The organism is Bradyrhizobium sp. P5_C11_2, from assembly GCF_054049755.1.
On the sequence record NZ_JBFULT010000021.1, the window covers coordinates 1 to 21218 of the forward strand.

Annotated in this window: 23 protein-coding genes and 1 tRNA gene; 15 read left to right on the forward strand and 9 right to left on the reverse strand. The window is 63.9% G+C overall.

The window, feature by feature from the left end:
- Both ACXJL8_RS04140 and ACXJL8_RS04145 read right to left on the reverse strand, forming a co-directional pair.
- Window positions 1-787, reverse strand: a 787-nt coding sequence (locus ACXJL8_RS04140) for an NAD-dependent epimerase/dehydratase family protein (RefSeq protein WP_456684655.1), incomplete at its 3' end; no start/stop codon positions are given.
- A gap of 114 nt (window positions 788-901) precedes the next feature.
- Window positions 902-1588 carry a glutathione S-transferase family protein gene (locus ACXJL8_RS04145; protein ID WP_456621504.1) on the reverse strand — a complete coding sequence of 229 codons (687 nt, stop codon included), beginning with the start codon at window positions 1586-1588 and terminating at the stop codon, window positions 902-904.
- A 108-nt stretch (window positions 1589-1696) separates the two neighbouring features.
- On the opposite strand from ACXJL8_RS04145, the gene ACXJL8_RS04150 reads away from it, so the two are divergent.
- The gene (locus ACXJL8_RS04150) at window positions 1697-2269 is read left to right on the forward strand and encodes a TetR/AcrR family transcriptional regulator (RefSeq protein ID WP_456621503.1); all 573 of its coding nucleotides are present in this window, start codon (window positions 1697-1699) and stop codon (window positions 2267-2269) included.
- A 70-nt stretch (window positions 2270-2339) separates the two neighbouring features.
- On the opposite strand, the gene ACXJL8_RS04155 is transcribed toward ACXJL8_RS04150, so the two are convergent.
- Window positions 2340-2414: transfer RNA gene (locus ACXJL8_RS04155), tRNA-Gly, on the reverse strand.
- A 276-nt stretch (window positions 2415-2690) separates the two neighbouring features.
- Between ACXJL8_RS04155 and trxA the strand changes: the two genes are divergently transcribed.
- Together trxA and ACXJL8_RS04165 are read left to right on the forward strand one after the other, a co-directional pair.
- Window positions 2691-3614, forward strand: a complete 924-nt coding sequence (trxA, locus tag ACXJL8_RS04160) for a thioredoxin (RefSeq protein WP_456621502.1) — start codon at window positions 2691-2693, stop codon at window positions 3612-3614.
- Window positions 3615-3738: 124 nt separating this feature from the next.
- The gene (locus ACXJL8_RS04165) at window positions 3739-4416 is read left to right on the forward strand and encodes an LON peptidase substrate-binding domain-containing protein (protein WP_456621501.1); all 678 of its coding nucleotides are present in this window, start codon (window positions 3739-3741) and stop codon (window positions 4414-4416) included.
- Between the two features lie 12 nt (window positions 4417-4428).
- Here the strand turns inward: ACXJL8_RS04165 and ACXJL8_RS04170 are convergent, their stop codons facing one another.
- The 4 genes from ACXJL8_RS04170 to ACXJL8_RS04185 all read right to left on the reverse strand — a co-directional run bounded on the left by ACXJL8_RS04170 (window position 4429) and on the right by ACXJL8_RS04185 (window position 8664).
- A complete protein-coding gene (locus ACXJL8_RS04170; RefSeq protein ID WP_456684656.1) occupies window positions 4429-6930 on the reverse strand; it encodes an EAL domain-containing protein in 2502 nt (833 codons plus the stop codon).
- 221 nt (window positions 6931-7151) lie between these two features.
- Window positions 7152-7742: a cytochrome b/b6 domain-containing protein gene (locus tag ACXJL8_RS04175; RefSeq protein WP_456684657.1), complete on the reverse strand. Its 591-nt coding sequence runs from the start codon at window positions 7740-7742 to the stop codon at window positions 7152-7154.
- Between the two features lie 38 nt (window positions 7743-7780).
- The gene (locus ACXJL8_RS04180) at window positions 7781-8059 is read right to left on the reverse strand and encodes a PepSY domain-containing protein (RefSeq protein WP_247352511.1); all 279 of its coding nucleotides are present in this window, start codon (window positions 8057-8059) and stop codon (window positions 7781-7783) included.
- Between the two features lie 254 nt (window positions 8060-8313).
- A complete protein-coding gene (locus ACXJL8_RS04185) occupies window positions 8314-8664 on the reverse strand; it encodes a hypothetical protein (RefSeq protein WP_456684658.1) in 351 nt (116 codons plus the stop codon).
- A 106-nt stretch (window positions 8665-8770) separates the two neighbouring features.
- On the opposite strand from ACXJL8_RS04185, the gene ACXJL8_RS04190 reads away from it, so the two are divergent.
- Both ACXJL8_RS04190 and ACXJL8_RS04195 read left to right on the forward strand, forming a co-directional pair.
- Window positions 8771-9301 (forward strand): TetR/AcrR family transcriptional regulator, encoded by a 531-nt coding sequence (locus ACXJL8_RS04190; RefSeq protein ID WP_456621497.1) that lies wholly within the window; start codon window positions 8771-8773, stop codon window positions 9299-9301.
- A 61-nt stretch (window positions 9302-9362) separates the two neighbouring features.
- Window positions 9363-9560 carry a Trm112 family protein gene (locus tag ACXJL8_RS04195; RefSeq protein ID WP_092232493.1) on the forward strand — a complete coding sequence of 66 codons (198 nt, stop codon included), beginning with the start codon at window positions 9363-9365 and terminating at the stop codon, window positions 9558-9560.
- Window positions 9561-9855: 295 nt separating this feature from the next.
- Here the strand turns inward: ACXJL8_RS04195 and ACXJL8_RS04200 are convergent, their stop codons facing one another.
- Entirely contained in the window at window positions 9856-11076 is a 1221-nt protein-coding gene (locus ACXJL8_RS04200; protein WP_456621496.1) for a ubiquinone biosynthesis hydroxylase, read from the reverse strand.
- A 212-nt stretch (window positions 11077-11288) separates the two neighbouring features.
- Here ACXJL8_RS04200 and tesB point away from each other — a divergent pair, with 212 nt between their 5' ends.
- Window positions 11289-12152: an acyl-CoA thioesterase II gene (tesB, locus tag ACXJL8_RS04205; protein ID WP_456684659.1), complete on the forward strand. Its 864-nt coding sequence runs from the start codon at window positions 11289-11291 to the stop codon at window positions 12150-12152.
- Window positions 12153-12236: 84 nt separating this feature from the next.
- Here tesB and ACXJL8_RS04210 read toward each other — a convergent pair whose 3' ends face one another.
- Entirely contained in the window at window positions 12237-13121 is an 885-nt protein-coding gene (locus tag ACXJL8_RS04210) for a GYF domain-containing protein (protein WP_456621494.1), read from the reverse strand.
- A gap of 237 nt (window positions 13122-13358) precedes the next feature.
- Between ACXJL8_RS04210 and ACXJL8_RS04215 the strand changes: the two genes are divergently transcribed.
- From ACXJL8_RS04215 to ACXJL8_RS04255, 9 genes are all read left to right on the forward strand, one after another.
- Window positions 13359-13697 (forward strand): P-II family nitrogen regulator, encoded by a 339-nt coding sequence (locus ACXJL8_RS04215; protein WP_057752475.1) that lies wholly within the window; start codon window positions 13359-13361, stop codon window positions 13695-13697.
- A gap of 75 nt (window positions 13698-13772) precedes the next feature.
- Window positions 13773-15071, forward strand: coding sequence for an ammonium transporter (locus ACXJL8_RS04220; protein WP_456684660.1), 1299 nt, complete (start codon window positions 13773-13775; stop codon window positions 15069-15071).
- Window positions 15072-15164: 93 nt separating this feature from the next.
- Entirely contained in the window at window positions 15165-15479 is a 315-nt protein-coding gene (locus ACXJL8_RS04225) for an ArsR/SmtB family transcription factor (protein WP_456621492.1), read from the forward strand.
- A 13-nt stretch (window positions 15480-15492) separates the two neighbouring features.
- Window positions 15493-15846, forward strand: a complete 354-nt coding sequence (locus ACXJL8_RS04230; protein ID WP_456621491.1) for an SRPBCC family protein — start codon at window positions 15493-15495, stop codon at window positions 15844-15846.
- A gap of 40 nt (window positions 15847-15886) precedes the next feature.
- Window positions 15887-16489, forward strand: coding sequence for an ATP-dependent Clp protease proteolytic subunit (locus ACXJL8_RS04235; protein ID WP_456621490.1), 603 nt, complete (start codon window positions 15887-15889; stop codon window positions 16487-16489).
- A gap of 526 nt (window positions 16490-17015) precedes the next feature.
- Window positions 17016-17354, forward strand: a complete 339-nt coding sequence (locus tag ACXJL8_RS04240; RefSeq protein WP_008142813.1) for a P-II family nitrogen regulator — start codon at window positions 17016-17018, stop codon at window positions 17352-17354.
- 37 nt (window positions 17355-17391) lie between these two features.
- Entirely contained in the window at window positions 17392-18840 is a 1449-nt protein-coding gene (locus ACXJL8_RS04245) for an ammonium transporter (protein ID WP_456684661.1), read from the forward strand.
- A 225-nt stretch (window positions 18841-19065) separates the two neighbouring features.
- Window positions 19066-20661 carry a caspase family protein gene (locus tag ACXJL8_RS04250; protein ID WP_456621488.1) on the forward strand — a complete coding sequence of 532 codons (1596 nt, stop codon included), beginning with the start codon at window positions 19066-19068 and terminating at the stop codon, window positions 20659-20661.
- Between the two features lie 121 nt (window positions 20662-20782).
- A complete protein-coding gene (locus tag ACXJL8_RS04255; RefSeq protein WP_456621487.1) occupies window positions 20783-21187 on the forward strand; it encodes a GFA family protein in 405 nt (134 codons plus the stop codon).
- The last annotated feature ends 31 nt before the right edge of the window (window positions 21188-21218 follow it).

Below are 21218 nucleotides of genomic sequence, written 5' to 3' on the forward strand. Positions count from 1 at the left end.
GGCGCCAGCCGCGCGCGGCGTAGAGCTCCGCGCAATCCGGATAGAGCTCGCGCACGACACTGGCCGCGTCGYGCGCAAGCGCGGCGAGATGGCCCGGCTCGAAGGGACTCGTGGCGGAGACGATGTAGCGACCGAAGCCGACCTTCGGCGCGCGCTCGACGGCAAGAAGATGGGCGCTCACCGCGTCCGCTATATCCAGACGGCGATAGAGCAGCTCGTTGGCCTGCGCGTTCTCCAGCGCGTAGGCAGCCCGCATCGTGGGATCGTCGTCGTCCTCCGGAAAGAAGCGCGAGGTTCGCAAGATCATGACCGGCAGACCATGTTCGCGAAAGAACAGCTCGCACAGATTCTCCGCCATCAGCTTGGTCGTGCCGTAGATGTTCTTCGGCACCGACGGCAGATCCTCGGTGACCCACACGGCGGCCTGTCCCGCCTCCGGCCGCAGCTGCGAGCCGAATGCGCTGGTGGTGCTGGTGAAGACGAAGCTCTTCACCCCGGCAGCCGCGGCCGCCTCAAGCAGGTTGAGCGTGCCGGTGACGTTGGTGTCGACAAAATCCTGCTTGCCGTGGGTCGCCACATGCGGCTTGTGCAGCGTCGCAGTGTGGATGATGGCGCTGACGCCTTCCATCTGGCGCCGCACGAAGCTTGGGTCGACGATCGAGCCAGCGGCAGCGGTGAAGGGCGATGGCTTCAGATCGACACCGCGCACGGGCGAACCGCGCCCGCGAAGCGTGCGGAGAATAGCCTCCCCGAGGTGGCCGGCGCTGCCGGTGACCAGGATTGTCATTGCTCCTCCGGGATTGATCTTCCGCGATGCGCGAGACGAAACTGAACTGCTCCAGCCTGCCTCGCGTCACCTCCCATCCGGCAACCGTTTGGGCCCGGAAGGGCTTGCCGTCAATCACAGGCCGAGGCGGCGCGCATCGTCGGCGAGAAACGCCTGGCCACTGCGATGCTTTACGCTCGGCAGATCGGCGATTCGCGAGCGCCACGCCATGAGTGCGGAGGAGTTGTCGGGAGGTGTAAGGCCGGCGGCGTCGGCGAACAGCAGACCGGCAAATACGGTAATGTCCGCCATCGAGAACGAGTCTCCGGCGACGTAGGGCTGCCGCTCCAACACGCTGTTGAAATAGCTCATCCCGGCGCGCGCGCGATCGCCTTGCCGCCGTCCCCACTCGGCGCGGCCGTGCCAATCGAGGCTCTTGAAGGCCTGAAGCTTGGGGCCGAGRCCGGGTGTCGCATGATGGAAGTACTCGCCGACCGGATCGATCAGTTCGGCCTCCGCGCGCCGCTGCATCATATGGATCAGCCCTCTCTGTTTCGGCGTCGTGCCCGTCAGCCTCGGGCGGCCGTCCAGATGATCGAGATATTCGGTGATGGCCGTGGATTCCGAGATGAAGGTGCCGTCGTCGAGTTCAAGCACGGGCAGGACGCCGGATGGGTTCTTCTGCAGGAACGCAGGGCTCTTGTGCTCGGCCCCGATGAGGTCGACCGAGACAAACTCGACCTTGGAGTCGATCTGCTTTTCCGCAAGCACGATGCGGATGCGGGTGGGATTTGGAAAGCCTGGACGATCATAGATTCTCATTTGGCACCTTTTTAACTGTCTATCGATAGATAGGCACGCGTGGTACCCGTACCCCCTTCTCATCCCAGCCGTCAACGGCTATCTATCGATCGATAGGTAACGAAATCGATGGCAAAGACCAAAACCGACATGCGAGAGGCCGTCCTGGCGGCTGCCCGGGCGACCGTGCAGGCACGCGGGTACACCGCGCTGAGCTTTCGCGAGCTGGCCAAGGAGGTGGGGATCAAGAGTGCCAGCGTGCACTATCACTTCCCGACCAAGGGCGATCTCGGAGTGGCGTTGGCCCGGCGCTACACCGAGGAGGGGGCCGCCTATCTGGAGGAGATTCTCGCGACAGCACCCGATCCGCATGCGTGCTTCGACCGCTACGTCGAGATCTTTCGTGCCGCGCTGGCCAACGGCAATCGCATGTGCCTGAGCGGCGTCATGAGCGCCGAGCTCGACGATCTTCCGGAAGAGGTGAGGCGCGAGATTGATCGTTTTCCGCGCATGAATATCGGGTGGATCGCGCGTGTGCTCGCAACCATCAAGCCATCCTCCAGCGAAGAGGAGAGGAACGAGCGCGCGATGGCGATCTATGCCGCGATCGCGGGCGCGCAGCTGATTGCGCGCGGTCGCAACGACATCTCGATCTACGATCGTACCATCGAGGCCTACCGCATCTCGGGATTGATTCCCTGATCCGCAGCGCTTGCTCAAGGCAAGCCGAAGCGAATTGCGCTTACGGGATTTTGGATGCTTGGGGAAAAATTGGAGCGGGCGAAGGGGCTCGAACCCTCGACCCCGACCTTGGCAAGGTCGTGCTCTACCACTGAGCTACACCCGCATCCTGTGTCGGCCGCGTGACGCGCCCGGCAACGGCTGTCGTATGCCAAAAGCGGACGGCGAATGCAACAGCTACCGGCGGGATAGATTCGCTTCCAGCGCCCCATATGGACCCCGATCCCGGCCAAATCGGCCGAAAATGCCCTTGAACCGCCGAATCGGTTGCCATGGATTGAAATTCGGCCGTCCCGGCCCAATTTTAGGGGCCGACAGCGAAGCATATGAATTGGCGACGTGCTAAAGACCCGCCATTCCAGACATCAGACGAGGGGATCCCGTGACGATCATCGACCAGGGTAACGGAGCGGCTGGCCCGGCTGCGGCCGATCTGATCAAGGACACCACCACCCAGACCTTCGTGAAGGACGTCATCGAGGAATCGAAGCGCCAGCCGGTTCTGATCGACTTCTGGGCGGAGTGGTGCGGCCCCTGCAAGCAGCTCACGCCCGTGCTGGAAAAGGCGGTCAAGGCCGCCAAGGGCAAGGTCAAGCTGGTCAAGATGAACATCGACCAGCACCCAGCGATCCCGGGCCAGATGGGCATCCAGTCGATTCCGGCCGTGATCGCCTTCGTCAACGGCCAGCCCGCCGACGGCTTCATGGGCGCGGTGCCGGAGAGCCAGCTCAACGCCTTCATCGAAAAGCTGACCAAGGGCGTGACCGCGCCGGGCGAGGTCAACATCGCCGAGATCCTGCAGGAGGCCGAGGCCGTGCTCGCCGAGGGCGACGCTGCGGCGGCGGCGCAGATCTATGCCGAGGTGCTCCAGCACGATTCGACCAACATCGCAGCGCTGGCCGGGCTCGCGAAGTGCTACGCCGTCTCGGGTGCGATGGAGCAGGCCAAGCAGACGCTGGCCATGGTGCCGGAATCCAAGCGCAACGACCCCGCGGTCAAGGCCGTGCAGACCGCGATCGACCTCGCCGAGCAGGCGCAATCGCTCGGGCCCGTCGCCGAGCTGGAACAGAAAGTCGCCGCAAACCCGCTCGATCATCAGGCGCGATTTGACCTTGCGACCGCGCTCAACGCGCAGGGCAACCGGGTGGCGGCGACCGAGCAGCTGCTCGCGATCGTCAAGCGCGACCGCAAATGGAACGACGACGGCGCCCGCAAGCAGCTCGTGCAGTTCTTCGAGGCCTGGGGCAGCACGGACGAAGCGACGATCGAGGGACGCAAGCGCTTGTCGACGATCCTGTTTTCGTAGGCGTGATGATTGCTGGAGCGTGGTTATTGCCGGAGCATGATCTTGTCGGAAAACCGCTGCACTCTTTGCGCTAACGCGGCCCTTCGGGTCCGGATCATGCTCTAGCGACGTCAGCGGGGACCAGATGCCGATCAACATCGAATATCGCGGGCCCGCCGACCTTCCGGAGATCATTCCGGTGTTTCCGCTGCCGGGCGCGCTACTGTTGCCGCGCGGCCAGATGCCGCTCAACATCTTCGAGCCGCGCTACCTCGCGATGGTCGACGATTGCTTGCGCGACGGCCATCGCCTGATCGGCATGATCCAGCCGGACATCGCGCATTCGCCGAAGAACTCCGACAAGCCGGCGCTGTTTCGCGTCGGCTGTGTCGGCCGCATCACACAGCTCGCCGAATCCGGTGACGGCCGCTACATCCTCGAGCTCACCGGGGTCGCGCGGTTCAAGGTGGTCGAGGAGCTCGAGGTGCTCACCGCCTACCGGCAGTGCAAGGTCGACTTCTTCACCTTCGCCGACGATTTTACCGCGCGCGTGGGCGAGGACGAAGTCAACCGCGAGGCGCTGCTGGTGGCGCTGGCGGATTTCCTGAAGGCCAACAACCTCAAGGTCGACTGGGAAGGCGTCGAGAGCGCCCCCAATGAGGCGCTGGTCAACGCACTGGCGATGATGTCGCCTTACGGCCCGGCCGAGAAGCAGGCCATGCTGGAGGCGCCGGACCTGAAGACCCGCGCCGAGATTTTGATCGCGGTCACCGAGATGGATCTCGCCAAGAAGCGCACCAGCGGCGATCCGCCGTTGCAGTGACGGCCTGAATGCTCACGCGGCGCAGACGACCGCTCCGGGACCCCGCCGCAGCATTTTGGCGATGCCGGATGCAGGCATCGGCCGGCTGAAATAATAGCCTTGGGTTTCGATGCAGCCCTCTTCACGGAGGATGTCCAGCTGCGCCTTCGTTTCGACGCCTTCGGCGGTCGTCGTCTTGCCGAGGCTGACTGCGAAACGAACAACTGCTCGCGCGAGATGGTGCGCCTCCGCGCTCGCGCTGGACAGGTCGTTGACGAAACTGCGGTCGATCTTGATCTTGTCGAATGAAAATCGTTGCAGAAAGCTCAGCGACGAATAGCCGGTGCCGAAATCGTCCAGGGCGATTCGCACGCCGAGCTCGTGCAGTTGACCGAGCACTGCGAACACCGCTTCGCTGTCGTGCATGATCACCGTCTCGGTCACCTCGAGCTCGAGCCTGTGCGGCGCAACGCCCGAGCTCGCCAGCGCGCTGATGATGACCGGGACAAGCTCCTTGCTCCTGAATTGAGCGGGCGACAGGTTGACCGCGATCCTGATATCGGCGGGCCATTTGGCGGCTTCCGCACAGGCGGCCCTCAAGACCCATTCTCCCAGCGGCACGATCAGGCCGGTCTCCTCCGCAAGCGGGATGAATTCGCCGGGCATGACCAGGCCTCGCTGCGGGTGATGCCAGCGCAGCAAGGCCTCGAAGCCGCTGGTCCTGCCGGTCGCGGCATCGACGAATGGCTGGTAGTGGAGCTCGAATTGAAGGCCGGCAAGCGCATCCCGCATGTCGCGCTCCAGATTGCGTCGCGCATGCATGAGCTTGTCGAGTTCCGGCTCGAAGAAACGGAATGCACCGCGTCCGCCACTCTTGGCCGAGTAGAGGGCGAGATCAGCGCTCTTCATGATCACGTCGGAATCGTTGCCATCGCGCGGCGCGATGGCAATGCCGATGCTGGTGCCCACCGTGACCTGGTGATCGCCGAGATCGAAGGGTTCGCAGAGCGCCTTTCTGATTTTCTCGGCGAGGGTCGCGGCCTCCAYGGCCGGGTTGGTCACGTAGTCGATCACCGCGAACTCGTCGCCGCCCAGCCGGGCGATCAACGCGGTTTCCGTGGTGCATTCGCGCAGCCGCGCGGCGACGGCGCGCAGCAGGGAGTCACCGGCCGGATGTCCAAGCGTGTCGTTGACTTCCTTGAAGCGATCGAGATCGAGCATGAGCACGGCCAGATCAACACCGCCATTGCGCGTAACCGCAATGGCGTGTTCCATCCGCTCCCTGAGCAGCACGCGATTTGGCAGATCGGTCAACGCATCGTGCTGCGCCATATGAGTGATCTTGGCCTCGGACCGGCGTTGCTCGGTGACATCGAGATGCGTGGCCACCCACCCGCCGCCGGCCATTGGCTGTCGCGTCACGCAGATCAGCCGTCCATCGGCGAACTCGTCGATCCTGCTCGAGACTGCATCGAACGGCAACGCGGCCAATTTCGAGATGAATTGCCCGGCAGCGCCCTCGCTGGAGTCGCCCTTGAGGAGGCCATTCACAATACGATGCCTGATGATGTCCGCGTGCGGCGTCCCCGTTCTCAGCAGTTCCGGCGGCAGCCGATAGAGTTGGGCATAACGCTCGTTGCTGACGACAAGTCGCTTCTCCGCATCGAACATGCACAGGGCCTCGACCATGTTGTTGATGGCCGTGTCCAGCCTGATCTTCTGGTCGTGGATTTCCTTTTGCGAATCTTCCACCTGTTGCCTGGCGAGCGAAAGCTCGCGGATGATTTCCTCGAACCGGCTGGTTCGGGTCGCAAGCCGGCGATCCGCCAGCACGCCGACAAGGCTCATCCCGAGCACCGACAGAGCCACACCCGCAATTGCCACGGCGAGGAAGGCCGGCGAAAGCGACAAGGCATCGCTGTTCAGCGTCGGGTCTGGAACGATCTGCACGGCCCCCATGGCCGTGAAATGATGCGACACGATGGCGAGCGTCAGCAGCAGCGCCGCGACGAAGGTCCCCCATTTGTCCTTGCGGCCCAGGGCGACCGCGAGTGCAGCGTAGCCCAGGACCATGCCGAGGATGATCGAGACCAACACCAGCTGCGGCGACCAGGTGACACGGCCAGGCACTTCGAGGGCCCACATGCCGAGATAGTGCATGCTCGCAATACCGGCGCCGATGATGCCGCCGCCCGCAGCCGCGCGCCACCGGCCGGAGTTGCTGACGGCAACGCCGAAACCGCCTGACGTCAGGATCATCGCCGCGGCGAGCGACAGCGCTGTCAGAACGATGCCGTAACCCGTCGAGACGCCGGGTTCGTAGGCCAGCATTGCGACAAAATGCGTTGCCCAGATTCCATAGCCGATGGCGGCGCCGGCGATCGCAATCCAGATCAGCCGCGCCCAGGCGCGCGACGCGCTCGCGCGATGAAAGATGCTGACGGCCACAATGCTTGCAGCGAAGCAAACCAGACCGGCCAGCATGACAAGCCGCCAATCATGCTCTGCCGTGAGGCAGGTAAAAACGCGGAACATCGAAATCGCCTCCCTCGTCAATATCCGCAAGGATCGATCCGATAGGCTTTCTTCGCGTTAATTTTCCGCAATGCCCGGTTGCATGCCTATCGTGAGGTAAACCCAGCTCGGCAATGGCGCCGTTTAGCGGTAAGCCTGTGCGGGCGAGGACTTTGAGTCCCGTGAAACTACGCGGTTGAGCGAGCCCGCGGTTCCATCGGTTCGAACCAAACCAGCCCTGCTCAGGTGGAACTACGGATGCGCTTGCGTCCCGTGATCATCGCGCGGATCAGGTTCTCGCGCTGGAGCATTCCCATCAGCACGACACCGACGACGTGCAGCACGACCAGGACGATGACGGCGTCCGATGCAAAAGCATGGGTGTCCTCGATCCACCAGACGCCGAAGAAGGTGACGGTCACCGACATTGCGCCCGTGATCGCCGAGACGGCGAGCGACAGCAGCAGGGCCACCAGCATCACGGTGCCGGCGGGATTGAGCCCGATATACCGGCCGGTCATGCCACGGCGCAGATTCCAGACATAATGCGGTGCGGCGCGAAGCCYGACGCCGACCATCCGAAAGCGCGAATAACGGCTTCCCCAAAAACCCCAGACCAGCCGAAAGGCCAACAGGCCGATCACCGCATAGCCGACGATGCGGTGAAGTCCGTTATAGACGGTGGGCGTGAACCACGCGGCCAGGACCGATATGGCGAGAGCCCAGTGCCAGAGGCGCAGCGGGAGGTCCCAGACCTCGACCGTCCGCGAAGCGATTCGATTCGCGGGGGGCCTAATCGGCTCCCCGCCCGCTTCCGGCACCGGCTCGTCCATAAGCGTCAGTTCACTTTGTACCGTTCACGTTGCGCAGCTTACTTTGCAATCGTGTGCTTCAGGCTGAGATCTTCCGGGCTGTAGAACAGCTCGTAGAGCTTGCCTTCCTTGACGCCGTAGACCTCATAGCAGGAGCCTTCGATCTTGGAGCGCCGCACCTCGTAGCCCAGCGCCTTCGCCTTGGCTTCGGCTTCGCTGGCCGGCTTCCACGACGCCTTGTCGAGCTTGGTGCAATCCTTGAAACCGTCGGCCATGGCCGCCGATCCCGCGCCAATCCCGATCGTCAGTGCAATGGCAACAACACGAATAACCTTCACGAACGTCTCCTTCTCTGTCGTGCGCGCAACGGCTTGCGCGAAGCGCGACCGAAGGAAGCAAAGCAGATGGTGAAGTCAATCCGGTTCGAGGCTGATTCGCTTTAGAGTTATTCTAACGGTCGCAAAAAGATCAGTGCTCTCCGCACGCAGCGCACATTTGCGCGGCCGCTGCGGCCTTACGTCTCACGGGCTTGGATCGGCCGCTGTCTTTGCCTCAAAGCTCCGCTGCGACGCGCAACCTTTTCGGTTCGACTTCAGTAGCCGGCGACCGCCATTGCCACGACGGCACTGAGCGCCATCCAGCCGAAATGCCGGCCGCGCGTGGCCCATGCGTTGGCGACAGCCGAGAAGCCGAATACGCAGGCCATGGTGACGACGATCCAGCGGCGCGCCGGCTCCGATTCCATCCAGGGCGCCGCGATCAGCAGCACGCCGCCGCCGATCCAGGCGACGGTCGAGGCCTGCCAGACCAGCCGGATCAGGGTGCGCAGCCGTTCCGGCTCGATGCGGGCGCGAGGAAACACCTTGGTCTCGCCGAGAATGCCATGAATGAGGGCCACGGCAATGGCCACGACGCCGGCGCACTGGAGCAAGAGATCACGCATCGGCAGAGCTCCCTGAAGCTTCGTCCATACAGTTCTGTATGGTGACATAGGCGCTGGCCCCGCGCCTGTCAATACACTAGTGTATGGCACGATTCTGGAACCGGTCATGACCGAACAACTCTCCGCCGACGACTGGATCAAAGAGGGCCTGAAGGCGCTGACCAAAAACGGTTTCACCGCGCTGAAGGCCGAACCGCTCGCGAAGGCCATGGGCGTCTCGCGCGGCAGCTTCTATTGGCACTTTGCCGATCTCGGCGCGTTCCACGCCGCCATCCTGAAGCGCTGGCGCGAGATCGCGGCCGAGCAGATCATCGCCGACGTCGAGGCCGACAGCGGCGAGCCGCTGGCGGCGCTGCTGCGCAGGACCTTTGGCGCGCGGCTCGACCTGGAACGTGCGGTGCGCAACTGGGCGGCGTTCGATGCGGCCGCGCAAGCCGCGGTTCGCGCGATCGACCGCCGCAGGCTCGACTATATCGAGACGCTGCTGGAGAAGCGCGGACTGACGCCCGCGATGGCGCAGGCCCGCGCGCAGATCCTGTACTGGACCTTTCTCGGCTTCGCCTTGTCCGGCACACCGGTGCCGGCGGCACGGCTCCAGGGGCTGCTCGACGAGATCCTGCGGATGGTCTCTGCCTAGCCGCAGCAATGGGCGGCCGCGATTTTCTGTGCTACAGGCAGCCCGATTGCCGGAGACCAAGATGAACGCGCCCACCGAACGCCCCGAAAACAGCGTCGATCCCAAACTGCTGGAGATCCTGGTCTGCCCGCTGACCAAGGGCCCGCTGGAATTCGATTCCGCGAAGCAGGAGCTGATCTCGCGCTCCGCCAAGCTCGCCTATCCCATTCGCGACGGCATCCCGATCATGCTGCCGGAAGAGGCGCGGAAGATCGATTGAGGAACTTGTAGCCCGGATGGAGCGCAGCGTAATCCGGGATTCTTCGAACTGGGGCGGGGTCCCGGATTGCGCTGCGCTCCATCCGGGCTACGACGTTGCTGCGCGATGGTCGCTCCACACCCTCGGTGTCGTCCTGGCGAAGGCCAGGAACCATAACCACGAATTGCGTTGTCGCACGAGCTGGTAACTCCGAGTCCTCGCAAAACTATTGCTGCGGCGTATGGGTCCCGAATCTGCGCGCGCTTGGGGCGCGCTTGTCCGGGACGACGAGCGGAGAATGGGGCGACAGCGAGAACTAAAGCGCCTCGCCCTTCAGCAATCGCGGCACCTCGCCTGTGAGGCCGGCGGCCTGGCGGATGAACAGATTCTTCAGCGGCGGGGCTCGGTCGACGATGCCGAGGCCGATGTCGCGCATGGTGCGCAGCAGCGTCGACTGGTTGGAGAACAGGAAGTTCAGCGAGTTGGTGGCAAGGCCCATCGCCATGGTGTCGAAGCGGCGCCAGCGCTGGTAGCGCTCGAGCACGCCGGCCTCGCCGATATCCATGCCGAGCCGGGCGGCATCGACGACGACCTCGGCCAATGCGGCGACATCCTTCAGCCCCATGTTGAGGCCCTGTCCGGCGATCGGATGGATGACATGCGCGGAATCGCCGACCAGCGCCAGGCGCTCTCCAATGAAGGAGCGCGCCACGAAATAGGACAGCGGGAATGCGCGCGGCTTGTCGAGCGCTTTCACCTCGCCGAGATGCAGGCCGAAACGCTGCTCGAGCTCGCCGTGGAATTCCTCCTCGCTGAGCGCAATGATGCGCGCGGCTTCAGTGCGGCCCTCGGTCCACACCAGCGACGATCGCTTGCCGGACAGCGGCAGGATCGCGAACGGACCTGCCGGCAGGAAGTGCTCTTCGGCGCGGCCCTCGTGGTCGCGCTCATGGCCGACGGTAACGACGATGCCGGATTGATCGTATTCCCAGCCATGGGTGGCGATGCCCGCGCGTTCGCGCAGCTTCGACTTGGCGCCATCGGCGGCGATCAGGAGGCTTGCTGCAATGACGCTGCCATCACCCAGCGTCACGTCGATGCCATCGGCGCGCGTATCGTAGGACGTCACCACGGTGGCGCGGAGATCGATGCCCTCGGCCTCGGCGCGTGCCACCAGCGCATCGATCAGGCGGCGGTTCTCGACCATGTGTGCGAAGGGCTCGCCAGGCGCGACGTCGCCGGCAAAGTTCAAAAACACCGGACGCGTGGCGTCCTCCAGCTTGGAATCGGTGACGACCATGTCGAGGATCGGCTGCGCCTCACCCTTGACGTCGTCCCAGGCGCCGATCGCCTCGAACAGGCGGCGGCAGGCGGCCACGATCGCGGTGGCGCGCGGGTCGCGGCTCGGCCGCATGCTGAGCGCCGGGTCGGCAACGATGACGGGAATCTCGGGGCCGAGCCCCTGGCGCAGCGCCAGGGCCAGCGCCAGGCCGGCAAACGCGCCCCCGCCAATGACAATGCTACCCTGTACCGACATATTCTTCTGCCCAAATTCCCGGCTAACTCTTGGACTTGCTAGCAGACTTGAGGTGGGCGAAACAGTGCGGTGAAACAAGGGCGGAACGGCTCCGTTCCGTCATTCCCGGGCACGCGGAAGCGCGAACCCGGAATCCAGAGATTATCGCTCGGGATTCCGGGTTCATCGCTGGCGCGATGCCCCGGAATGACGAGATTTTCGAAAGCACCACCATGTCCAAGAGCCTGATCGACCTGATCTCGATCCTCGACCTCGAGCAGCTCGAGGTGAATTTGTTCCGCGGCAACAGCCCGAAGACGAGCTGGCAGCGCGTGTTCGGCGGGCAGGTGATCGGGCAGGCCATGGTCGCGGCCTGCCGCACGGTCGAGGGCCGGCTGCCGCACTCATTGCATTGCTATTTCATCCTGCCGGGCGATCCGCAGATTCCGATCATCTACCAGGTCGAGCGCCTGCGCGACGGCAAGAGCTATTCGACACGCCGCGTCACCGCGATCCAGCACGGCAACGCGATCTTCTCCATCATGGTGTCGTTCCACGCCGAGGAGGAGGGCGCCTTCGACCACCAGGACAAGATGCCCGACGTGCCGCCGCCGGAAAAACTCACCGCGGAGGAGGTGGCCAAGCAGCCGATGTTCCGCGAGATGCCGGAATTCATCCGCCGCTACTATGAGTCCGATCGTCCGATCGAGCTGCGCCCGGTCGAGCTCGGCCGCTATTTCGGCGAGAAGATCGAGGACGGCCGCATTCACGTCTGGATCAGGACCGCGGCAAAGCTGCCGGACGATCCGGCGCTGCATTTGTGCGCGCTGGCCTATGCGTCCGACTTCTCGCTGCTGGATGCGGTGATGGCACGCTACGGCCGCACGCTGTTCGACAAGCGCATGATGCCGGCGAGCCTCGACCACGCGATGTGGTTTCACCGCCCGTTCCGCGCCGACGAATGGCTGCTCTACGTGCAGGATTCGCCGAGCGCGCAAGGCGGCCGCGGCTTGACCCGCGGCCTGATCTTCAAGCCCGACGGCACGCTGGTCGCCTCCGTCGCGCAGGAAGGCTCCGTGCGCGAGCGGAAGAGCTGATTGCTCAAGCGCGATTTCATCGCGCCTGGGATTACTGGAGCATGATCTCTTCGGAAAACTGCTTCACACTTTTCCGGATCATGCTCAGACCGACCCGCGCGGAGCGAGCTCGGTCTGCGACGCAAACCAGTTCATGATCCAGCGATACACCCACGGGATCGGGATGATGAGGCTGAACAGGATTGCAGCCACGATTCCACGCCAGAGAATCTCGAGACCACTGCCCCTGAAGACGATCTCGCGCCGAGTGCCCTCGATGTTGCGGCAGAACCAGCGCATCTGGGCTGCGGCGACCCAGGCCCAGCCGACGATCGTGATGATGGAGATCGCGAACAGCAGGTTCCAGCCGATATAGGCCCAGACCGAGCCCGTGAAGCTGAGACCAAGCGGCTGCCCGTTGGAGGCGAGGCTCGCGACCATCCATTTGGCCAGAAGCCAGTAGAGAACGATCTGGACGATGAACAGCAGGTTGCTCAGCAACTGGATGCCGGTGAAGGCGATGGCGATCGCCAGGACGATGAAGCCGAAAAACCAGGGCACCAGCGTCATCGCATTGCCGGTGAAGCTGAGGTTGGGCCGCCCCGGAACCTTGACGCAGGACACGATCCATTTGGTGTACCAGACGAACACCCATGGCACCGGGATGATGAAGCACATGCCGATCAGCATGACGATGCTGCGCCAGGTGAACTCGAGGATGCCGAAGTCGATCGCCAGCGATCCGCCACCGCCGGCACCGGCGTAGCCACCGCCGCCCATCATCGGCGGGCCGCCGGCCGGGACCATCGGGGGCGCACCGCCGCCGCCGATCAGACCGGGGATTTCGGCGGCCTTCTGCCAGCCCGCCATGCCTTCGGACCACACCAGCGTGTCCGGGCGCACGATCCCTTGCGCGACCAGGTCGCGGAATTGCCCTTCAGGATAGGGCCCCTGCTGCTTGCCCTCGGATGCATAGAACCAACTCGCCATGACGCGCCCCCCTAAACATACTTTTGTACCGGCCRGGACGCTTGGGTTCACCGCATCCATGCCAAAAATGCATTGTGGAGGATGAACGGCTGCCCTGTACAGAGGCGGCCGTTCACATGGCCAAACGTTTTTCCGCTTCAACCYGCAACATTTTTATGCCATTTGCCCGGAAAGATGCCAGATTGACGCTGCGCCGGGGACATACGGCGCGGCGCATCCCGGGGAATAGGCCTGACCATGAAACTCGTCGTCGCGATCATCAAACCCTTCAAGCTCGATGAAGTCCGCCAGGCGCTGACGGCGATCGGCGTGCACGGCATGACCGTGACCGAGGTGAAGGGCTATGGCCGTCAGAAGGGCCACACCGAGATCTATCGCGGCGCCGAATATGTCGTGAACTTCCTGCCCAAGCTGCGGATCGAGATCGCGGTCGCCTCCGATGTCGCCGAGAAGGCGGTCGCCGTGATCACCGCGACGGCGCGCACCGGGCAGATCGGCGACGGCAAGATCTTCGTCACGCCGATCGACCACGCGCTGCGCATCCGCACCGGCGAAACCGACAGCGACGCGCTCTAGGTAAGACCGTCTTCGATCGCACCGGGCAACGACGCCACAGCGTGCGACGCAATCAATGTGCTTGGGGGAAACGACATGGCGGATGTGTTGCGCCGCGCGGCTATGGCTGCGCCGATTGGACTTGCGTCCGTCATAGCATCGCCGGCGCACGCCGCGGGCTCCGAGATCAGCACCGCCGACACCGCCTGGATGATCGTCGCCACCGCGCTGGTGCTGATGATGACGATTCCGGGATTGGCGCTGTTCTACTCCGGCATGGTGCGCAAGAAGAACGTGCTTGCGACCATGGCGCAGAGCCTTGCCGCGGTGACGCTGATCTCGATTCTCTGGTTCGCGTTCGGCTATTCGCTGTGCTTCGTCGGCGACGGCCCGTGGATCGGCACGCTCGACCGCTGGTTCCTCGCGGGCATGACGATGGACAGCGTCAATCCGGCCGCAAAGACGATCCCGGAATCGCTGTTCATGCTGTACCAGATGACGTTTGCCATCATCACGGTGGCGCTGGTCGCGGGTTCGGTCGCCGATCGCATGCGGTTCTCCGCCTATCTCCTGTTCTCCGTCGCCTGGTTCATCTTCGTCTACATCCCGCTGGCGCATTGGGTGTGGGGCGGTGGCTTCCTCGCCAGCATGGGCGTGCTGGATTTTGCCGGCGGCCTGGTCGTGCATCTGTCGGCCGGCACCGGCGGCCTGGTCGCCGCGAAGGTGATGGGGCGCCGTCATGGCTACGGCACCGAAAATCTCTCGCCGTTCGATCTCTCGCTCGCGGTGATGGGCACGGGACTGTTGTGGGTCGGCTGGTTCGGGTTCAACGGCGGTTCGGCGGGCGCGGCCAATTCGCGCGCGGTGATGGCGATCATCGCGACGCATCTTGCGGCCTGCTCCGGCGCACTGACCTGGGGCGCGATCGAATGGTCGACGCGGCGCAAGCCCTCCGTGCTCGGCATGATCTCGGGCGCGGTCGCAGGCCTCGGCACCATCACGCCGGCTTCGGGCTTTGTGGCGCCGTGGCACGGCATCGTCATCGGCGTGATCGCCGGCCTCGTCTGCTACTGGGCCTGCACCTGGCTGAAGCACCGTTTCGACTATGACGATTCGCTCGACGTGTTCGGCGTCCACGGCATCGGCGGGCTGACCGGCACCCTGCTCGCCGGCGTGTTCGCCACCAGCGCGATCGGCGGAACGGCCGGCCTGATCGAGGGCCACCCGCAGCAATTGCTGTTGCAGCTCTACGGGGTCGCCGTCACCTTCGTCTGGTCGGCCGGGGTGAGCTACATCCTGCTCAAGCTGGTCGGGTTGTTCGTGCCCTTGCGCGTATCCCGTGAGCACGAGCTCGAGGGGCTCGATATTTCGCAGCACGGCGAGGCGTTGCAGTAGCGCAGCCGGCCGCGGGCGGGTCGCTCGCAACACCGGACCGCCTCGGCTCGCTTCCGGCTTGCGCAAGACATAAGTATATGCTTATGTGTTGCCATGATCGAAGCCGACATCTTCAAGGCGCTGGCCGACCCGACGCGCCGAAAGGTCTTTGAAAAGCTCGCTGGCGGAAGCTTGAATGCCAGCGCTTTGCGCGACGGATTGGAGATCAGCCAGCCGGCGATGTCGCAGCATCTCGCGGTGCTGCGTGCGGCAGGCCTCGTGCGCGAACAGCGGCAGGGCCGCTTTGTGAACTACGAGGTCGATCCGGACGGGATCGCCACCATCGGGACATGGCTTGCGCGCTACCGCGCCTACTGGCCGCAGCGCATCGAAGCGCTCTCCGATCTCTTGAAGGACATGGATCAATAAGGACTGGGAACCGATGAGCGACGCCGCGAAGCCTGATCGCCCCGACGAAGCCCTGGTGCTTGAACATGATTTCGATGCGCCGCCAGCAAAGGTCTGGCGCGCCGTGACCATTCCGGCCTTGCGCGAGCGCTGGTTGCCGGATTGCGACCTTGCGGGCGCCGAGCCGGAATCAACGATCGCAGGCGAAGAGGTGCGCTACCGACTTCGCGATTCAGAGCCACCGTTTCGCGAGAGCCACGTCATCTTCCGGATCGAACCGAACGAGGACGGCGGCACCCGCTTCCGCATCATTCAGCAGGCCTGCGACGACCTCGCGAAACTGCCGCAGCCGGCCAACACCAATTGCTGCCTGATGATGGCGGCCTAACAGCAAAAGACTTCATCACCTGCAGAAATGGAGGTCGCCGATGCGCGACATGCTTCAGCTCGTCCCTATGGTCGTCGAACAGTCCGCCCGCGGCGAGCGATCCTTCGACATCTATTCGCGGCTCCTGCGCGAGCGCATCATCTTCCTGAACGGGGAGGTCAATGATGCGATGTCCGGACTGGTTTGCGCGCAACTGCTGTTCCTCGAAGCGGAGAATCCGAACAGGCCGATCAATCTCTACATCAACTCCTATGGCGGCGTGGTCACCAGTGGCCTCGCGATGTACGACACCATGCAATTCATCAAGGCGCCGGTTCATACGCTGTGCATGGGCACCGCGCGCTCCATGGGCTCGTTCCTGCTGATGGCCGGCGAGCCCGGTCACCGCGCCGCCCTGCCCAATGCGAGCCTCCACGTGCATCAGCCGCTCGGCGGCTTCCAGGGCCAGGCGTCCGACATCCTGATCCATGCCACCGAAATGCAGGAAACCAAGCGGCGCATCATCCGGCTCTATGCGCAGCATTGCGGGCGCCCCGAGGAGGAGGTGGAACGGACTCTGGACCGCGACCACTTCATGACCGCGCAGCAAGGGGTTGAATGGGGACTGATCGACAGGGTCTTTGCGGAACGCGACGCAGCCTGACGGTCCGGCTTTCGGCGGCGCCGCTGGGCCTGATCGAGGCCCACCCGCAACAGGCGCTGATCCGCCTCCACGGGGTCGCCGTCACCTTCGTCTGGTCGGCAGCCGCAGGCTTTCATCCTGCTCAATCGGGCCGCCCTGTTCATGTCCCTGCGCGTATCCCGTGAGCACCAGCGTGAGGGGCTGGATATTTCGCGGCACGGCCAAGCCCTGCAATGGGCGGTTCCCTTACTTAATTACCTTCCTGCTGCCCGACGCGTGAGCAACATTGTGTCGGCAGCCTGTCTTGCTCGTATTTTGAGCAGATGTGACCACGTTTTGAGCGCGACGTAATAGCGCACTGCGGCGCAATACGCGCGAAACGCGAAAACACCCGCTTTCATAGTCCGTTAGGCAACGCCGCCGATCTGGCACGGCATTTGATTCTAGGGGGCGTGGCTGTGCCCGCGTAGTGAACTTCTCCCTCGTGGCGAACCAGTCGAGAAACGCCCGGCCACGTCCGGACCGKGCCCAAGCGGGGATAGGACCCATGAAAATTGTTATGGCGATTATCAAGCCATTCAAGCTGGAAGAAGTCCGTGACGCCCTGACCGCCATCGGCGTTCACGGTCTTACGGTGACGGAAGTCAAGGGATATGGCCGCCAGAAAGGCCATACGGAAATCTATCGCGGCGCCGAATATGCCGTGAGCTTCCTGCCCAAGATCAAGATCGAGGTCGCTGTCGCCTCCGACCAGGTCGACAAGACCATCGACGCCATCACGTCCGCCGCGAAAACCGGACAGATCGGTGACGGCAAGATCTTCGTCATCAACCTCGACCATGCGGTTCGCATCCGCACCGGCGAGGCCGATGCCGCGGCCCTTTGATTTCGCGCTCAACCTTATCCAATCAGGAGTAAATAAAATGACGTTTAAGCGTCCCTATGGCGCGGGATTGGCGGCTCTCGCAGTCGGCCTGTTCGCTGCGACCGCAGCCTACGCCGAGCCAACGGTCAACAAGGGAGACAACGCCTGGATGCTGACATCGACAGTGCTCGTGCTGTTGATGACGATCCCGGGTCTCGCGCTGTTCTACGGCGGCCTCGTCCGCTCCAAGAACATGCTCTCGGTGCTGATGCAGGTGTTCTACACCGTCTGCGTCGTCACCGTGATCTGGGCCGTGTACGGCTACAGCCTCGCCTTCACCGGCGGCTCCGACTTCATCGGCGGCTTCTCCAAGGCCTTCATGATGGGCGTCACCACCGACTCGAAGGCGGCGACCTTCTCGGTCGACGCCAACATCTCGGAGCTCATCTATATGTGCTTCCAGATGACCTTCGCGGCGATCACGCCCGCCCTCATCGTCGGCGCCTTCGCCGAGCGCATGAAGTTCTCGGCGATCGCGCTGTTCATTCCGCTCTGGGTGACGCTGATCTACTTCCCGATCGCGCACATGGTTTGGTACTGGCCCGGCCCGGACATGATCCAGGATGCGGCCAAGGCGCTCGCTGCTGCCACTGACGCGGCGRCGAAGACCGCGGCGCAGGCCAAGCTCGACGAGGTCAACGCCGACGCCGGCTGGATCTTCAAGAAGGGCGCGATCGACTTCGCAGGCGGCACCGTGGTGCACATCAACGCCGGCATCGCAGGTCTCGTCGGCGCTCTCCTGATCGGCAAGCGCACCGGCTACGGCAAGGAGCTGATGGCTCCGCACTCGCTGACCATGTCGATGATCGGCGCCTCGCTGCTCTGGGTCGGCTGGTTCGGCTTCAACGCCGGCTCCAACCTCGAAGCCAACGGCGGCGCAGCCCTCGCCATGACCAACTCCTTCGTCGCCACCGCAGCCGCCGCGCYGTCGTGGATGTTCGCGGAGTGGATCGTGAAGGGGCATCCCTCCGTGCTCGGCGTCATCTCCGGCGCTGTCGCGGGCCTCGTGGCGGTCACCCCTGCGGCCGGCTTCGCCGGCGTGATGGGTGCGATCGTTCTCGGCCTCGTGGTCGGCGTGGTCTGCCTGTTCTTCTGCACCGTGGTGAAGAACGCGATCGGCTACGATGACTCCCTCGACGTGTTCGGCGTGCACTGCATCGGCGGCATCATCGGCGCCCTCGGCACCGGCATCCTGGTCAACCCCGCTCTCGGCGGCGCGGGCATCGTGGACTACACCGCGATCCCGCCGAAGGTTGCCGATTACGACTTCGCGGCGCAGATGATTTCCCAGCTCTGGGGCGTCTGCACCACGCTGGTGTGGTCGGGCATCGGTTCGGCGATCCTCTACAAGGTCGTCGACGTGATCGTTGGCCTCCGCGCCAATGTCGAGACCGAGCGTGAAGGCCTCGACATCACCGAGCACACCGAGCGCGCCTACAACATGTAAGTCTCCTCCCGGGGCGCGATCCTCTCGGGGATCGCGCCCAGAACTACGGTTTGGGCACATACCCGGCAATGCCCCGACCGTTGAGGGGCTCCAGCGCAAGCTGGAGCCCCTTTCTTTTTGTTCTTTTTGGCCCGCCGCATCGTCGCAGCGGCGGAACCGGCGCAGAGCCAAATTGCATTGTTTCGATACCGGCGCGTATCATGCTCCCATTGGGAGCCCGATCTTATGCGTTTGCTGCATTGCCTGGCCCTGTGTTTCCTGTCGCTTGCCCTGTCGGCCCTCGAGGCCAAGGCTGACAAGCGCGTCGCGCTGGTGATCGGCAACGGCGCCTACAGGAACGTTCCCACACTCGCCAATCCGACCAATGATGCGGCTGACGTCGGCGCGGCCCTGAAGCGATCGGGATTCGATCCTCTCGTCGCAACCGATCTCGATCAGGCCGCCATGCAGGAGACCGTTCTTCGCTTCGCGCGCGAGGCCCGCGGCGCCGACGTGGCCCTGTTCTATTACAGCGGCCACGCCCTCCAGTTCGCAGGTGTCAACTATCTGGTGCCTGTCGATGCCGTCGTGCGCGACGAGGTCGATCTGCGGCGCCTGGTACGCGCCGACGAGATCCTCGCGGACCTGCAGCAGGCCAAGAACCTGCGGATTCTCGTGCTCGACGCCTGCCGCGACAATCCATTCGCCGACGAGCTGCGGCGAAACGTTGGACAGGGTCGCGGCGTAACCGTCGCACGCGGACTGGCCAAGATGGAGAGCCCGGAGGGCACCATCATCTCCTACGCGACTCAGGCCGGGCGCACGGCCGACGACGGCAACGGCCGCAACAGTCCCTATACGAGCGCGTTCCTTGAGCACATTCGTGACAGGGACAATATCAATACGGTGTTTCAGATCATCAGCGCCGGCGTCTACCAGCGGACCAAAGGCTCGCAGGTCCCCGAGCTTTCACTGTCATTCTTCGGCGAGTTCTACCTGAACGGCAAGCCCGAGACTGCGGCGCTATCCCCAGCAATGCCCCAGGGCGATCCTTGTGCCGATGCCGGAGATCATTGGCGAAGCGCGGAAGCTCTGGGAACGCTTGCCGCATTCAAGGACCACCTCGTGCGCTTCCCGACCTGTACGTTCGCGGACCTCGCGAAATCTCGCATCGCGGCGCTGACAAAACCCGCAGACGACGTGAAGCGCACCACCGCCTTCGACGGAACCTGGATCGGCAAGGAAACCTGCGAGAGCAGACCTCCGTTTGCCGAGGGCTATTACCAGTACGCCCTGCGCGTCAAGGATGGGGTGCTTCAAGGCACCTTTGGCGACGAGGGCAAACCCGGTTCAACCGTTTATGGCGGAATGATCGAGACCGACGGCAGCGCCAGCATCACTGTCAAAGGTATTATTGGCGAGAACGACCCGCTACGTCGGCCCGCCGGCAGCTCCTATCAGTACAAGCTTGCTCTCGCGCTGAAGGATTCGAGCGGGACCGGCGTTCGCACCGAAACTGCACGGCCATGCCGGATGGAATTGACGAAGCTGGCGCCGCAGAGCCCGGGGGCAAATCCGGGTCAAGCCGATCCGAAGCGGGCCACGAAGCGCGACGAGAAAACGGCGGTGCTGCCGCCAGATCAGGGCGGAGGGCAATCTCGGCAGACTGGCAGCGGAATGACCTGTTCGTTCATGCGGGACAGGTGCGCCACGGCCTGCGTCAGTCTGGGCGGCGCCGCGAATTGCGCTTCAACCGCTTGCCCACGGCTGCAAGCCGAGTGCATGAGCACTGGCTGCTGGCATGGCCGCGGATTCAACGGCTGCGGACTTGCAAGGAGATAGATGCCGCCGAACCGGCTGCGGATGGTCTGCCCTTGTCCGCTCGCAGGAAAGAAAAAGGTTGCCATTCCAGATTGCCGGCGCAGAAATATCGACCACAACGAACAACAATCGGGAGGTCGTCATGCGTTTGGAAGGCGGATGCTATTGCGGCGAAGTGCGCTACGTGGCCGAGGGCGACCCGCTGATGCAGGCGCAATGCCATTGCCGCGAGTGCCAGTACATCTCGGGCGGCGCGCCCAACACCTTCATTGCGATGCCGGCGGCCGGCTTCAGCTACATCACCGGGCAGCCCAAGCAGTTCACGCGCAAGGACCTCGAGCGCGCGGTGACGCGCGAATTCTGCGCCGAATGCGGCACCCACCTCGTGACCAAGGTTCCCGGCCTGCCTGCTGCCGTCGTGAAGGTGGGCACGCTGGACGAGCCGTCCCAGTTCCAGCCGCAGCTGGCGATCTACACCTGCGACAAGCAGGCGTTCCACCAGATTCCGTCGGGCATGCCGGCGTTCGAGAAGCTGCCCGGGCACTGACGCCCGCGAACCAACCCCGCCGGGAACATTA